Annotated in this window: 13 protein-coding genes and 1 riboswitch; of the genes, 7 read left to right on the top strand and 6 right to left on the bottom strand. The window is 38.2% G+C overall.

The window, feature by feature from the left end:
• Positions 1 to 15 precede the first annotated feature (15 nt).
• On the top strand, positions 16 to 1,827 hold the full coding sequence (opp4A, locus tag OE105_RS09135; RefSeq protein ID WP_275419902.1) for an oligopeptide ABC transporter substrate-binding protein: 1,812 nt from the start codon (positions 16 to 18) through the stop codon (positions 1,825 to 1,827).
• A gap of 87 nt (positions 1,828 to 1,914) precedes the next feature.
• On the opposite strand, the gene pckA is transcribed toward opp4A, so the two are convergent.
• Entirely contained in the window at positions 1,915 to 3,501 is a 1,587-nt protein-coding gene (pckA, locus tag OE105_RS09130; protein WP_275419901.1) for a phosphoenolpyruvate carboxykinase (ATP), read from the bottom strand.
• 347 nt (positions 3,502 to 3,848) lie between these two features.
• Positions 3,849 to 3,954, top strand: a riboswitch (SAM riboswitch).
• Positions 3,955 to 4,199: 245 nt separating this feature from the next.
• On the opposite strand from pckA, the gene metK reads away from it, so the two are divergent.
• Complete coding sequence (metK, locus tag OE105_RS09125; RefSeq protein ID WP_275419899.1) at positions 4,200 to 5,408, top strand: methionine adenosyltransferase; 1,209 nt, start codon at positions 4,200 to 4,202, stop codon at positions 5,406 to 5,408.
• 121 nt (positions 5,409 to 5,529) lie between these two features.
• Here metK and OE105_RS13940 read toward each other — a convergent pair whose 3' ends face one another.
• On the bottom strand, positions 5,530 to 5,664 hold the full coding sequence (locus OE105_RS13940) for a hypothetical protein (RefSeq protein ID WP_420842514.1): 135 nt from the start codon (positions 5,662 to 5,664) through the stop codon (positions 5,530 to 5,532).
• Between OE105_RS13940 and asnB the strand changes: the two genes are divergently transcribed.
• A complete protein-coding gene (gene asnB, locus OE105_RS09120) occupies positions 5,626 to 7,461 on the top strand; it encodes an asparagine synthase (glutamine-hydrolyzing) (RefSeq protein ID WP_420842593.1) in 1,836 nt (611 codons plus the stop codon). The two genes, OE105_RS13940 and asnB, sit on opposite strands and share 39 nt — an antisense overlap.
• A gap of 65 nt (positions 7,462 to 7,526) precedes the next feature.
• Here the strand turns inward: asnB and OE105_RS09115 are convergent, their stop codons facing one another.
• Both OE105_RS09115 and OE105_RS09110 read right to left on the bottom strand, forming a co-directional pair.
• Positions 7,527 to 8,363: a C39 family peptidase gene (locus tag OE105_RS09115; RefSeq protein ID WP_420842513.1), complete on the bottom strand. Its 837-nt coding sequence runs from the start codon at positions 8,361 to 8,363 to the stop codon at positions 7,527 to 7,529.
• Positions 8,364 to 8,414: 51 nt separating this feature from the next.
• Positions 8,415 to 8,933: a gamma carbonic anhydrase gene (locus tag OE105_RS09110; RefSeq protein ID WP_275419897.1), complete on the bottom strand. Its 519-nt coding sequence runs from the start codon at positions 8,931 to 8,933 to the stop codon at positions 8,415 to 8,417.
• 107 nt (positions 8,934 to 9,040) lie between these two features.
• Between OE105_RS09110 and OE105_RS09105 the strand changes: the two genes are divergently transcribed.
• Positions 9,041 to 10,111 carry a tetraprenyl-beta-curcumene synthase family protein gene (locus OE105_RS09105; protein ID WP_275419896.1) on the top strand — a complete coding sequence of 357 codons (1,071 nt, stop codon included), beginning with the start codon at positions 9,041 to 9,043 and terminating at the stop codon, positions 10,109 to 10,111.
• Positions 10,112 to 10,130: 19 nt separating this feature from the next.
• Positions 10,131 to 11,135 carry an LLM class flavin-dependent oxidoreductase gene (locus OE105_RS09100; protein WP_275419895.1) on the top strand — a complete coding sequence of 335 codons (1,005 nt, stop codon included), beginning with the start codon at positions 10,131 to 10,133 and terminating at the stop codon, positions 11,133 to 11,135.
• Between the two features lie 60 nt (positions 11,136 to 11,195).
• Here the strand turns inward: OE105_RS09100 and mnmM are convergent, their stop codons facing one another.
• Positions 11,196 to 11,771 (bottom strand): tRNA 5-(aminomethyl)-2-thiouridylate-methyltransferase MnmM, encoded by a 576-nt coding sequence (gene mnmM / locus OE105_RS09095; RefSeq protein WP_275419894.1) that lies wholly within the window; start codon positions 11,769 to 11,771, stop codon positions 11,196 to 11,198.
• Complete coding sequence (gene mnmL, locus OE105_RS09090) at positions 11,761 to 12,732, bottom strand: tRNA modification radical SAM protein MnmL/YtqA (RefSeq protein WP_275419893.1); 972 nt, start codon at positions 12,730 to 12,732, stop codon at positions 11,761 to 11,763. The genes mnmM and mnmL overlap by 11 nt, the downstream gene beginning before the upstream one ends.
• 276 nt (positions 12,733 to 13,008) lie before the next feature.
• Here mnmL and OE105_RS09085 point away from each other — a divergent pair, with 276 nt between their 5' ends.
• Positions 13,009 to 14,196: an MDR family MFS transporter gene (locus OE105_RS09085; RefSeq protein WP_275419892.1), complete on the top strand. Its 1,188-nt coding sequence runs from the start codon at positions 13,009 to 13,011 to the stop codon at positions 14,194 to 14,196.
• A gap of 224 nt (positions 14,197 to 14,420) precedes the next feature.
• Positions 14,421 to 15,218 (top strand): MIP/aquaporin family protein, encoded by a 798-nt coding sequence (locus OE105_RS09080; RefSeq protein ID WP_275419891.1) that lies wholly within the window; start codon positions 14,421 to 14,423, stop codon positions 15,216 to 15,218.
• Positions 15,219 to 15,469: the final 251 nt, after the last annotated feature.

Here is a 15,469-nt window from a genome sequence, read left to right as displayed (position 1 = left end):
GGGGGAGTATTAAAAATGGCAAAAGGGAAATTAAAGTTTTTCAGTATCTTCTTGGTACTATTGCTCACGCTTGCAGCATGTAGCAGTGGTGCTAAAGATGAAGGCGGTGATAAGGATCAGCAAGGAGGTGACGATGATTCTACAGTCGTAGATCCTACTACTTTTCCGAAAACAGTGAAAAACGATGATGCAGAAATTGAAGGTGGAACATTGAATTATGGACTTGTGTCATCTTCTCCATTTGAGGGAACGTTGGATTGGCAATTTTATCAAGGTGCACCAGATGCTGAAATTTTGTCATTCTTCAGTGAACCGATCTTCGGTTATGATGAATATTACCGGATGTCAAATGAAGTAGAGTCTGCAGCAAAGTTTGAATTGCTTGATGATGGGAAAAAGATTAAAGTCATGATTCAAGACGGTGTATATTGGCATGATGGAAAACCGTTGAAAGCAGAAGATTATGCATATTCTTTTGAAATCATCGGCCACCCTGATTATACGGGTGTTCGTTACGGTGATGCGATCATTCAATCGATCGTCGGTATGAAGGAATATCATGCAGGGGAAGTAGATTCCATTTCTGGTATTGAAATTATTGATGATAAAACATTAACCATTGAATTTGAAAAAGCGAACCCATCACTTTTAACTGGTCTTTGGCCTTATGCAGCACCAAAACATCATTATGGTGATGTTCCGATTAAAGATTTAGCAACATCGGATAAAATTCATATCGATGTTATTGGATTTGGTCCTTTCAAAGTAAATAATATCGTTCCTGGTGAATCTGTAGAATTTGTAGCCTTTGAAAACTACTATGGTGGTAAGCCGAAACTTGATTCCATTATATTGAAAGTGGTTGATCCTTCAAAAGTTAAGAAAGAGTTGGAAAACGGATCGATTGATATTGCAGAATTCCCGACTGATCAATATGATCCAGCTTATGAACCAACAAACTTCCAATTCTTAGCAACTATGGACAACGCTTATACGTATATTGGATTTAAATTAGGTCGTTGGGATGCTGAAAATAAGGTAGCTGTTCAAGATAAGGATACACCACTTCAAGATGTGGCATTGCGTCAAGCGATTGGATATGCGATGGATAACGAAACGGTAGGAAAAGAATACTATAATGGATTAAGAATTCCAGCATCGACTTTGATGATTCCATTCTTTAAAGATTACCATAATCCGGATATTGAAGGGTACAATTATGATCCGGAAAAAGCAAAACAAATTCTAGCTGATGCTGGATATAAAGATACAAACGGAGACGGATTTGTTGAAACGCCAGATGGTGAAGAATTAAAATTGACTTTCTTATCCATGAGTGGTGGTGACACTGCCGAACCGTTAGCGAAGTTCTACATCCAAAACTGGAAAGATGTCGGTATCAACGTTGAATTATTTGAAGGACGTTTACATGAGTTTAACTCCTTCTATGATCTTGTTGGAAGAAAGGGAAATGACGATCCGAACGTAGACTTGTATCAAGGTGCATGGGGAACAGGAACAGACCCAGATCCGTATGGATTATATTCCAAAACTGCATTATTTAACTTCCCGCGTTATGTAAATGAAGAAAATGAAAAATTATTAGAAGAAGGAAACTCTGAAAAAGCACTAGATCCTGAATATCGGAAAGAAGTTTATGATAAATGGCAACAATTGATGATCGACAATCCACCGGTTATTCCAACCCTTTATCGTTATGCTCTAACTGCTGTTAATAACCGTGTGAAAAACTATACGTTGGAAAATGGAACGGACTGGGGTCTTGAAGATATCTCTTTAACTAGTGATACTCCATTTAAAAATTAATCAATAAAAAAGCTGTCATTGAAGGAAAACTTTTCCTTCATGACAGCTTTTTTGATTTCATGGAGAATAGTGTACATAACCAATAGATTATTCAATAGGACCTCCAAGTTTTATAATTTGTTCATGAACACCTGTAAATTTTTCGAAGTTCGAACGGAATTTTTCAGCGAGTTCTTTTGCGCTTTGTCGATAGGCTTCTTTGTTATCCCAAGTATTTTCAGGATTTAATAATGCGTCTGGAACATTAGGTACAGAAATCGGAATATTTAATCCAAAGATGTTCTCCTTTTCGGTCGGTACATCTTTTAAAGAACCATGGATTGCTGCTTGGACCATGGCACGAGTATAAGATAATTCCATACGTTTACCAACCCCATATGGTCCACCAGTCCAACCGGTGTTTACCAAATATACATCTACACCGTATCGGTCGATCCGTTCCCCAAGCATTTCTGCATACCGCATGGCAGGTAGAGGTAAGAATGGTGCCCCATAGCACGCGGAAAATGTTGCCTCTGGTTTCGTAACACCGCGTTCGGTTCCAGCCATTTTACTCGTGTATCCGCTTAAAAAATGATACATTGCCTGTTCCTTCGTTAGCTTTGCAATTGGAGGTAATACACCGAAAGCATCTGCCGTTAAAAAGATAATCGTTTCAGGATGGCCGGCAATGCTTGGTTGAATAATATTTGTAATATGATGGAGCGGATATGCAACTCGTGTATTTTCCGTTAAGCGGCCGTCATCAAAATCAGGTTCACGATTTCGCTCATTAACAATGACGTTTTCTAAGACGGAACCGTAAGAAATGGCATCGTAAATTTGAGGCTCTTTTTCCTTTGAAAGATTAATGCACTTAGCATAACAACCACCTTCAATGTTAAAGACGCCCTTTGGAGACCATGCATGTTCATCATCACCGATAAGTTTTCGATTTGCATCGTTAGAAAGGGTCGTTTTTCCTGTCCCAGATAGGCCAAAAAAGAGGGCCACATCTCCTGTTGGTCCAACATTTGCTGAACAATGCATAGGAAATACTCCTTTTTCAGGAAGGAGATAGTTCATAACGGAAAATATCGCCTTTTTCATTTCACCAGCATATTCGGTTCCACCGATTAAAACGATACGATGTTCGAAGGATATCATGATGAACGTTTCTGATCGTACACCGTCTATTTCAGCATTTGCCTTAAATTTAGGTGCAAACAAAACGGAAAATTCAGCTTTATGGTTCGCCAATTCTTCTTCGTTCGGACGAATAAACAATTGATGAGCGAATAAATTATGCCATGCATACTCGGTAACCACTTGAATAGGTAATCGATATTCGGGATCAGCCCCTGCAAATCCTTTAAAAACAAATAATTCCTTTTGATCTTTTAAATATTCGATCACCTTATCGTATAACTGAAGGAAAATTTTTGGAGAAATCGGTTGATTAATCGGTCCCCAATCAATTTTATCGTCAACAATTAGGTCACGTACGATATATTTGTCCTTCGGTGAACGACCTGTATATTTTCCTGTTTTAACGCTGATGGCGCCGGTGTTTGTAAGAATCCCTTCCTTTCTTTCGATAATTTTTTCCACTAATTGTGAAACGGGCAATTGTTCTAAAATATTTTCCCCTTTTAATAATGAATTTAATGTATCAAAGGTTGCTAACGTTTCCATTATAAAACCTTCCTTTATATAAAATTTTATATCTGAAAATTAGTATAACACATTTATAGAATTAGTCTATACTAAAAAGCAGTGAAAAGCCTGTTTTTTTTCATTTCTTAAAAGTTTTTGCGAATTTGCAATTCCCCCTTTATTTTAAATCATATCCCATATATGTGTAAAATCATAACATACAGTTCGTTCAAATAGTGAAAAAGGAAAAATGAACTGAACTTAAACATTAGATCAGCGGTTTATTTTTAATTTATGAATGAAAAGGGAATAAAATTGTTGAGAAAATTACTAAAAAAATTGACATACCGAATCATTATCAGGTAAGATTAATTGTTGAGCGGATACTCTTATCCCGAGATGGCGGAGGCACAGGCCCGAGGAAGCCCGGCAACCTACTCGTATTGAGCAAGGTGCTTGCCTGAAGCAAGGAAGATCCTTGAACGATAAGAGTGAAAGGGATAACGAACATATACCTTTCCTCGAGCAGGGAAGGTTTTTTCATTTTCATAAGTTTTAATTTTTCAATAGAAGATGAATGGATCGATGCATTAAATAATGTAAGAATAGGGAGACAAGTATCCGACAAAAATCCTTGTAAGCTCGGAGTTTATGCTAAATCAATATATCTATTCAATTGATTACAAAACTCCGCTTAGGAATCGCTACTTAAAATCCAGTAATATAGGAGGTTTAGAATGACAAATCGACGTTTGTTTACTTCAGAATCTGTGACGGAGGGACATCCTGATAAAATTTGTGATCAAATTTCTGATGCCATTCTTGATGCGATTTTAGAGAAAGATAAAAATGCCCGTGTAGCTGCGGAAACAACGATTACGACTGGACTTGTTCTCGTAGCTGGTGAAATTTCAACGACATCCTATGTGGATATTCCAAAAATCGTACGAGATACAGTAAGGGAAATTGGCTATACCCGTGCAAAATACGGGTTTGATGCCGAAACTTGCGGTGTATTAACCTCCATCGATGAACAATCACCGGATATTGCCAAAGGGGTAAATGAGGCATTGGAAGCTAGAGAAGGAAAAATGACCGATGAGGAAATTGAAAAAATAGGAGCCGGTGACCAAGGGTTAATGTTCGGTTTTGCCTGCAATGAGACGGAGGAATTAATGCCCCTTCCAATTTCTTTATCCCATAAATTGGCCCGAAGATTAGCTGAAGTACGAAAAGAAGAAATATTACCTTATTTACGCCCGGATGGAAAAACCCAAGTTACGGTTGAATATGATGATGATGGGAAACCGACACGTATCGATACGATCGTCGTTTCCGCCCAACATCATCCTGAAATTTCATTAGAACAAATTAAACAAAATATCATTGAATTTGTAATTGAACCGGTGATTCCGAAAGAGTGGATTGATGAGGAAACGAAATTTTTTATCAATCCGACGGGGCGATTCGTCATCGGTGGTCCACAGGGAGATGCGGGTTTAACCGGTAGAAAGGTGATCGTCGATACTTATGGTGGATATGCTCGGCATGGAGGCGGTGCCTTTTCCGGAAAAGATCCGACGAAGGTAGATCGTTCGGGAGCATATGCCGCTCGATATGTTGCGAAAAATATTGTTGCTGCAGGTCTTGCTGATAAATGTGAAATACAAATTGCGTATGCGATTGGTGTCGCTGAACCGGTATCTATTTCCATCGATACTTTTGGAACAGGGAAAGTGAATGAAGAAACATTAGTTGCACTCGTTCGAAAACATTTTGACCTCCGCCCTGCAGGAATCATTAAAATGTTGGATTTACGCCGCCCAATTTATAAACAAACGGCAGCATATGGCCATTTCGGTCGGACTGATTTAAATTTACCATGGGAAAAAACGGACAAGGCGGATATTTTACGCAAGGAAGCATTAGAGTTAAAACAAGTTTAATGCTTATTGAACATATGTTTTTTAATATGAAGTCGATTTAGTCCCCGTATTTAGGGGGCTTTTACTTTTTTCATAGAACTTGATAAAATGGAAATAAAACTGGCTATAATGAATTCCAAAATTAAAGCTTGTGAGACTTGAATAAAGTAGGTGGACATATATGTGTGGATTTATCGGTTGTATGCATGATCAAGAAAAACAGTATACAGATGAAGACATTCAATCGTTTAAACGAATGAATGATATTATAACTCATCGAGGACCAGACGATGAAGGATACTTTTTTGGCGAGCATATTCAATTCGGTTTTCGACGGTTAAGTATAATCGATTTAGAAGCAGGGAAACAACCATTATCCTTCGAAAATGAAAGATATTGGATTATTTTTAATGGAGAAATTTATAATTATAAAGAATTACGTGAAGAATTAATAAAAGAGGGAATTACTTTTTCCACCCATTCGGATACGGAAGTTATCGTTGCCTTATACAGTCAATTAAAAGAAAAGGCAGTGGAAAGATTACGAGGGATGTTCGCTTTTCTTATTTGGGATAAATTAGAAAAAACAATGTTTGGTGCCCGTGATCCCTTTGGAATCAAACCATTTTTTTATTATGTGGATGGGAAGAAAACGTATTTTGCCTCAGAAAAGAAAAGTATCTTACTTGCGATTGAAGATCAAAAAGTTGATGAGGAGTCTCTTCAACATTATTTAACGTATCAATATGTACCGGAGCCTTTCACGTTAACAGAGAAAATCAAAAAACTATTACCGGGCCATTATTTTATAAAGGAAGTAGGAAAACCGATCGAAATGAAAACGTATTGGAAAGCTTCCTTTCAGCCGATCATTAAAGGAGAAGATGAATGGATTAAAGACATTCAATCGGCTTTGTTTGACTCTGTGAACGTTCATATGAGAAGTGACGTTCCAGTCGGATCCTTTTTGTCCGGTGGAATCGATTCGACATTTATCGTATCCATAGCTAAAGAGTACAATCCGAAGATTAAAACCTTTTCCGTCGGTTTTGAACGGGATGGATATAGCGAAATCGACGTGGCAAAGGAAACAGCGGAAAAATTGAATGTGGAAAATATTAGTTATATTATTTCTCCGGAAGAATACATGAATGAATTGCCGAAGATTATTTGGCACTTGGATGATCCTCTGGCAGATCCAGCCTGTGTTCCCCTTTATTTCGTATCGAGGGAAGCAGCAAAACATGTAACGGTTGTTTTATCTGGAGAAGGTTCCGATGAATTATTCGGTGGTTATAATATTTATCGAGAGCCCCAATCATTAGCGATTTTCAATAAAATTCCTAAGACGATTCATCATGTACTACGCTTTATAGCAAACTTGCTACCAGAAGGAGTGAAGGGGAAAAGCTTTATTGAAAGGGGAACGACTCCTTTAGAAAAGCGTTACATTGGAAACGCGAAAATGTTTCGGGAAGAAGAAAAGAGAAGGTTGCTTGTCCAATATAACGATCAATTAAATCACCTAGATATAACGAAACCATTTTATGATGAATCAAAGGGATATCATCCTGTCGAAAGGATGCAATATATCGATATCCATACGTGGTTACGGGGAGATATTTTGTTAAAAGCTGATAAAATGACGATGGCCCATTCTTTAGAATTACGAGTTCCCTTTTTAGATAAAAAAGTTTTCGAAGTTGCATCCAAAATTCCAAATTCATTAAAGACGACGGAAGGAACAACGAAGTATATTTTACGAAGGGCGGCGGAAGGAATTATCCCGGATCACGTATTAAATCGGAAAAAACTCGGATTCCCTGTGCCGATTCGCCACTGGTTAAAGGAGGAAATGTACGATTGGGCGGTCCAACTGATCAAGGAAAGTGGGACTGGTGATTTGATCAATAAACAATTTGTTCTCGATTTATTAGAGGCACATCGAATGAATAAAGGGGATTATAGCCGGAAAATATGGACGGTTTTAATCTTTATGATTTGGCACCAAGTGTTCGTGGAAAAGACATACGATTTCGAACAGGAAAAAAAGAAGGAAGTAATGTATAGTTAATTTCAATCCGCTTAGAGAAATTTGAAAAATGAAATGGGCATGATTCCAAATATGGCTTCATGCCCTTATTGATTCTCTGAGGGAATATATGTGATTGCTTGGCTTCCCATTTGTTCCCATGCTTCGATGAAATCTTTTGCCACCGCTTTTTTCCGTTTTCCGTCGTACGGATCGTTGAAATAAATGAACTGATCATCGTAGCCTGTAATTAGGACGGAATGTTCATGATAGGTAATTTTAATTTTTCCCCTCGGAGTGATCCATGTTTCAAACATTGAATCGTCCAATTTTTTATATTGAATATTAATAATTACCCATACAGGTCGTCCCATGGAAAGATGAAGTTTAATTACGTCGAATGGTTCCCCGGTTATATCGAGAACGGATCCATCAGGTAAATACTCCTGAGCTAGATCGGCAATCGGTTTATGATAAACGCCTAATCCTGGATTATTCCGTGTATAAATATCACCGACAAAACCGTCGTTTGGATGGCCAAAATATATTAGTCCATTTTTCCTTTCATACGGTTCCGGATTTTTTTTAATTTTTTCTGCCAGTTCCATTTTATCAACAACAACACCTGCATGACCTAAGAGCATGGCTAAACTCGTTACTTCACATCCCCGTTCCAGTTCGGGAAATTGGGAGATGACCGGTGCATCTAATTGAACATGATCACTTAATTTAACGATATCGATCGATGTTTCCGCATTCGTTCGTAAAATCATGTCCCCATCCGTTCGGTTCGTTGTCAACCATCGGTAGAAGAAAAGGGAAAGAAAGAAGGCAACAAGGAAAAGGGTGAAAGTTATTTGTACTTTTTTTGAATGTTTGAAAATGATTATAGAAAACAATATGGCCAAGCCGATGAAAATAAAGAATAAAACGAGTGTATCCATAATCTCTCCTTCCTAAAAATGGTTGTCAATCGATTCAGTGATATATTTGAATTAGCTAGACATTTTTTTATATAATTGTCCCTTCTCTTTATATTCTCGAACGATACGTTCCATTTCCCGTCGATCTTCGTCCGTCAACGTTCGAATGACTTTGACCGGATTTCCGAAGGCTAAAGTATTTGGAGGAATTTTTTTGTTAGGGGGTACGAGACTACCTGCTCCGATAAAAGCTCCTTCCCCAATTTCAGCACCGTCTAAAATAATCGCTCCCATCCCGATCAACGCTTTTTTACGTATGATACAACTGTGCAACATCGCACGGTGACCAACAGTGACCTCATCTTCAATAATAAGGGGAAGATTTGGACTTTGATGAAGCACGCATAAATCTTGGATATTCGTATGTTTTCCGATTTTCGTCGGTGCAACATCGCCCCGAATGACGGTATGAAACCAAATGCTTGAATATTCTCCGATTTCCACATCTCCGGTAATCGTAACGAAATCGGCGATATAGGCAGTTTCATGAATGTTAGGGTATAATCCTTTATAAGGGTAGATTTTGTGCATATCGTTTGGCAACTCCTTTTAATGCAGGATATTTATCTATATTTTACATGAATTTTGGTTATAATTCTTGCCATACGTATATTTTTGATTGAAAAGGTGGACAAAACATGAGAAATGTTCCTACTCGAGCGATTTCATTAATGATTCGAGCTTATAAAGATATTTTTCCAATGGTACATAAGGAATTGAATTATTGGAAAAAGAGGGCGAGGGAAATCCCGGATCCTGAGCTCCGAAAACAGGCCCTTTCTAGCATCGAAACAAAAACTTTTCATTGCGAAGGTGGTGCAATTTACGCGATACTGGCGAAAAGTGACTATAAAAAGGTGATTCCATTTATTGTAGCCTATCAAACGATAAGCGACTATTTAGATAATTTATGTGATCGTAGTACATCCCTTGATCCCCTCGATTTTTCAGCATTGCACGAATCGATGAGGCATGCTCTTACGGTCGGAGCAAAACATACGGATTATTATCGGTACCGTAATGAAAAAAATGATGGGGGATATTTAGCGGAATTGGTAGAGGTGTGTCAACGGGTATTGAAACAAGTTCCTCATTATCCGATCATCCATGGCAGTTTATTAAATCTTTGCGATTATTATTGCCAATTGCAAATTCATAAACATGTTCATCCTAATGATCGGGAAAGACGTTTACAACAATGGTTTTCGGAACATAAAGAACAATTTCCAGAACTTAAATGGTACGAATTTTCCGCCAGTGCAGGATCCACATTAGGCATCTTTTGCCTCGTATCCTATGGGATGAGAGAAGAATTTCATCATGAGGATCATACTGCTATTTTAAAAGGTTATTTTCCCTATATTCAGGGATTACATATATTGCTCGACTATTTTATCGACCAAGAAGAGGATCGATTAGAAGGGGATTTGAATTTTTGCTTTTATTATAACGATTTGAAAACGTTAGGAAGACGTATGGTGATGTTTATTCAGAAAGCGGATGAATATACGAAAGGATTACCGGATGAAAAATTTCATCGATTAATTAATCGGGGGCTGTTAGGATTGTATTTATCCGATGAAAAGGTCAAAATGGATAAGCAAATTGACGGGATTGTAAAACAGTTATTACAATCTGGTGGATTAAAGTCAAAATTTTTCTATATGAATGCGAAATTATATCGTAAATGGCAACAAGTTTTCCAGTAATTCAAGGAGGCTGGGGAAGATGTCCCTTTCGTTAAGCATTTTAGATCAATCGCCGATCTCTGAAGGGAAAACTGCAAGAGACGCCTTAAATGAAACGGTAGAGCTTGCCGTCCGAGCGGATATGTGGGGATACAAACGGTTTTGGGTTTCCGAACATCATGATTCTGATTCATTAGCAGGTTCTTCTCCAGAAGTACTGGCAGCATATTTAATAGCGAAAACGAAAAAAATCCGAATTGGATCCGGTGGAGTGATGCTATCCCATTATAGTCCTTATAAGGTGGCTGAAAATTTTCGTGTACTAGAAAGTTTAGCACCTGGAAGAATCGATCTTGGAATTGGACGTGCACCAGGGGGAATGCCAAGGTCGACAATTGCTTTAAATGATAGTCGCTCGAGGGGACTGGACAAATATCCGAAAAAGGTGGATGAACTTTTACAATATTTACATGATGATTTACCGCAGGAACATCCCTTATATGGTTTAAAGGCTTCACCGATCACAGAGACGAAACCGGATGTTTGGATGCTCGGTTCAAGTGAAGAAGGAGCGAAACTTGCAGCAAAGATGGGACTCCCTTACGCCTTTGCCCATTTTATTAATGGGGAAGGTGGGGATAAGATTATGGAATCTTACTTAAATCATTTTCAACCATCTTCTTATTATAAAAGGCCAAAAAATATCGTCGCAGTTTTTGCCATTTGTGCAGAAACGGATCAAGAAGCAGAAAGAATTGCATCCAGTCTTGATTATTCGTTGTTAATGGTCGGCTATCATAATGAAACGAAAGGAACTCCAAGTCCGGAAAAGGCTTTATCATATCCGTATCGTCCATATGAGTTGGCTCGAATCAGGGAGAATCGAAAACGGATGATCATCGGTAGCCCTAGGAAAGTGAAAGAAGAATTATACAGACTCAGTGAACGATATCGAACGAATGAAGTAATGTTGGTTTCAATTACCTTTGATTTTAAAGATAAATTGAAGTCCTTTGAGCTCATAGCAAAGGAATTATTATCATGATTTTCTGTTAAAAAGGGTAAATATATGAAAACCCAGTTCATCACCTGAACCGGGTTTTTATCAATTTTTCTTTTCGATAGCAATAATGAACGGCGGATTATTTTTTCGATTAAGAAATGTATACAGTAAAACATCTGCTTTATTTTGATCGATGGTTTTGGAAAATGACAGTAATTCGTCCTTTTCCTGTTTTCCTTCTGGATGTCCGTGATATACGACGAGGACGATGATGCCCCCTGGCTTTAACATTTCTAACAATTGCTTAACCGCTTCAATCGTTGAATTCGCCTTTGTGACGATGGAATGATCTCCCCTAGGTAAATAGCCTAAATTGAAAATACCTGCGGCGATTTTTCCGTGGTATTTTTTAGGAATCTGTTGTTTCATTCGCTCGTGACCGGACAGAAATAGTGTTACTTGTTCTATTTCTTTCTCCATTTCAAGTCGTTTCCTCGTTCGTTCAATCGCCTCCTTTTGTATATCGAAGGCGAAAACTTTCCCATCTTTCCCGACAAGTTTAGCTAAAAACAACGTATCATTTCCATTCCCCGCTGTTCCATCAATGACGAAATCACCAGGTTGAATGGTCTGTTCTAAAAGTGAATGGGAAAAGGGTAGAATATTTTTAATTACCATACGCCTTTGTCCCTTTCTTATGAGCCGGTTGATAATATTTTCCTTGCCAACTATTCCGTCTTTCTAATTCTTGATCGATTGCGTTTAATACTTCCCATTTGTTAACACTCCACATCGGTCCGATCATCAAATCGATTGGTCCATCTCCGGTAATTCGATGGACGACCATCTCTGGGGGTAATATTTCCAATTGATCACAGACGATTTGTACGTATTCATCAAAGGATAAAAATTGGAGCAATCCTTTTTCATATTGCTTAACCATCGGCGTTCCTTTTAAAAGATGGAGGAGATGGATTTTAATACCTTCCACATTTAAGTCAGCCACCGCTTTTGTTGTTTCCATCATCATTTCTGGCGTTTCACCTGGAAGTCCGTTTATTATATGGCTACAAACACGAATATTATGTTTGTGTAACTTTTCAACCCCTTCGACATAGCACGCAAAGTCGTGGGCACGATTAATCATGTTCGCTGTTTTTTCATGAACCGTTTGCAAACCTAATTCTACCCAAAGATATGTGCGCTCATTTAATTCGGCCAAATACTCGACAACATCATCTGGCAAGCAATCCGGACGAGTGGCGATGGACAATCCAACCACACCTTCTTGTTTCAATACGGTTTCATATTTTTCTCGAAGAACATGTACGGGTGCATGGGTATTTGTAAAGGCTTGGAAATAAGCGATATATTTCCCATCTTTCCATTTTTTATGCATTTGTTTTTTGATTTTTTGAAATTGAACTTCCAACGGCTCTGCCCGATTTCCTGCAAAATCACCGGAACCGGCTGCACTACAAAAGGTACATCCACCATATGCAACCGTACCGTCGCGGTTTGGGCAATCAAAACCGCCGTCTAGCGATATTTTAAATACTTTATGACCAAAGTGTTTTCGTAAATGATAATTCCACGTATGGTACCGTTTATGGTCCATAGAATAGGGGAAAGGGTTCATCGTCAATCTCCTCTCAAGTATAGCCATTCGTGAAAATAATTGTACCACGTCATGGAAGAGCGGACAAATGTTTCAAATACGCTATCCCTTTCATAATAATGACTGGAAAAGGTATAAACTTGTTCGAAAGGTATTCAAAGTTTATTTTTTAAAGATGGAAGGGAGAATTCATTTTCCCACCGATTTCTCACCTACTATCATACTTTTTTTATTTGCAGATTTTTAAAATAAAGACTAAAATAGCTTGGGATTAAAATTTATGAAAGGGGGCTTCTTATGCCACGGAATTTATGGTTGATCCTCGTCGGTATGGTCATTAACGTAACCGGGGCTTCTTTTTTATGGCCTTTAAATACAATTTACCTCCATGAAGAACTCGGTAAGTCGTTATCAGTGGCAGGATTAGTATTAATGGCCAATTCCGGTGCTTCTGTCATTGGTAATTTAGCCGGGGGTTATTTTTTTGATAAATTTGGAGGATACAAAACGATTACATTTGGAGCAGGGGTTACGTTAGTCACGTTATTCGGGTTGCTTATTTGGCATGGTTGGCCCCATTATTCTTTATTTTTGGTGATAATCGGGTTCGGTTCGGGGGTGGTGAACCCTGCGATGTTTTCGCTTGCTGGAGTGGCTTGGAAAGAAGGGGGAAGAAGAACGTTTAATGCCATGTACGTGGCTCAAAACATCGGGGTGGCAGTCGGTACGGCTTTGGCAGGGTATATTGCTTCCATTTCCTTTCAACTGATTTTTTTGGCAAATTTCGTTCTTTATCTTATCTTTTTTCTACTTGCCTTTATTTCTTTTAAATCGATATCTACGGATGCGGACGCTCCGTCAATGAAAATCGCTTTTACGTCAACGAAGAAAGAGGCCCATCAAAAACGCCATTTCATTGCATTACTAATTATTTCAATCGGATATGCGATTTGTTGGGTCGCATATGTTCAATGGCAGACGACCATTGCAACATATACCCAAGAAATCAATGTGTCTTTGGAACAATACAGTTTGCTTTGGACGGTCAATGGAGCGTTAATCGTTTTCGCTCAGCCAATCATGGCCGAATTTGTAAGAAATGTCGCAAAAACGTTGAAAATACAAATTTATATTGGCTTACTAATCTTTATCTTTTCCTTTATCATCGCATCTTATTCTACGAATTTTACAGGGTTTTTAACGGCGATGGTAATCTTGACTTTTGGAGAAATGCTTGTATGGCCTGCGATTCCAACCATTGCTGATCAATTGGCAACGAGGGGAAAAGCGGGAATGTATCAAGGAATCGTCAATAGTGCTGCCACTGTCGGTCGAATGATTGGTCCCCTTTTCGGTGGAATCGTTGTAGAACTTTATGGGATGAATGTATTATTTCAACTCCTTATTATTTTATTCGGGTTTGCTATGATAACGACTTTTCTTTACGATAGAGGATTACGTGTAGAAAAACTCCATGAGACATAAAAAAAAGATTGGATTTGGATAATGTCCGAGAAACGAATTTGTTTCTCGGAATTTTTCATATTGTTTTAAAAAATTGATTTAGGCTTTGATTATTCATCATATGTATTTTTTTTCAATATATATAATTAAGATGGCAAAATGATTTTTTGCAAGGTAATCGTTCGTTGTTCGTATACGTTTTAAATCCCTTAATTGATTTTTGAATATCAGGAAGGGGAATGCTGATGTCAATTTTTTTCATCGAATTAATCGGAACGGGGATCCTTGTTGCATTCGGGTTAGGAGTAACGTCGGGAGTAGTACTTCGGGGGACGAGATTGACGGGAAACGGTTGGCTCGTTATTGCACTTGGATGGGGATTAGCCTATAGTTTGGCATTGCTATCTGTTTATCCCTTTGGTGTTGCCCATTTAAATCCTGCTTTAACGATCGGTTTGGCGTCAATCGGACAAGTTTTTTGGAGCGACGTGTTTATGTATGTGAGCGGTCAATTGATTGGAGGAATGTGTGGAGCCATTGTCGTTTATTTACAATTTTTACCCCATTGGCGAATCACAGCCGATCCACAGCGAAAATTAAATGCCTTTGTTACTTTACCAATGGTCAAAAATATCCCTGCAAATTTGCTCACAGAAGTGATCGGGACATTTTCCTTCGTGTTCGGAATTCTCGTTATTTGGGCAACGGTCGAAGCGAATGAAATAAAATTCCTTTTGATTGCCTTTTTAGTTATGGGAATAGCCCTTTCCTTTGGTAGCACGGCTAGTTTTGCACTGAATCCAGCGAGAGATTTAGGACCGAGAATCGTTCATTACTTATTTCCGATTCCTGGTAAGGGTTCGTCCCAATGGAAGTATTTTTGGATTCCAATCGTCGGCCCGTTGTTGGGCGGAATCTTCGGTGCATTGTTTTATCAAAGTTTTTATTTAGGCGCTTTTTCTTTTTCGATTTGGATGATGTTTATTTTGTTAATCGGTTTGGTTAGTTGGGCTCTTTATATTGAATTCCGAACGGGAAGATAACGATTAGTACCGTGTAATCATGGAATCGATCGATAAGGAGGATTTTTCCTTCTGGTTAATCAAGCATATTTCGACATTGTTTTAAAAAAAATGAAACAAAAATGAAAGTATTTTCGTCCTATAAAATAAAAGGAGATAGGGGGAATTTTTTTTATCTAAAAGGAGAATGCTTTTTCTACTAAAATATAATTGCATCCAATGATTCGCCTATGAACATCCGTTTCTTTCGGAAATTTAAAAAAGCCTTAGAA

Source organism: Fervidibacillus halotolerans (assembly GCF_026547205.1).
Classification (GTDB): domain Bacteria; phylum Bacillota; class Bacilli; order Bacillales; family Caldibacillaceae; genus Fervidibacillus; species Fervidibacillus halotolerans.
Note: the sequence above shows the minus strand (reverse complement) of the source record. Positions and strands in the feature narration are given on the sequence as shown.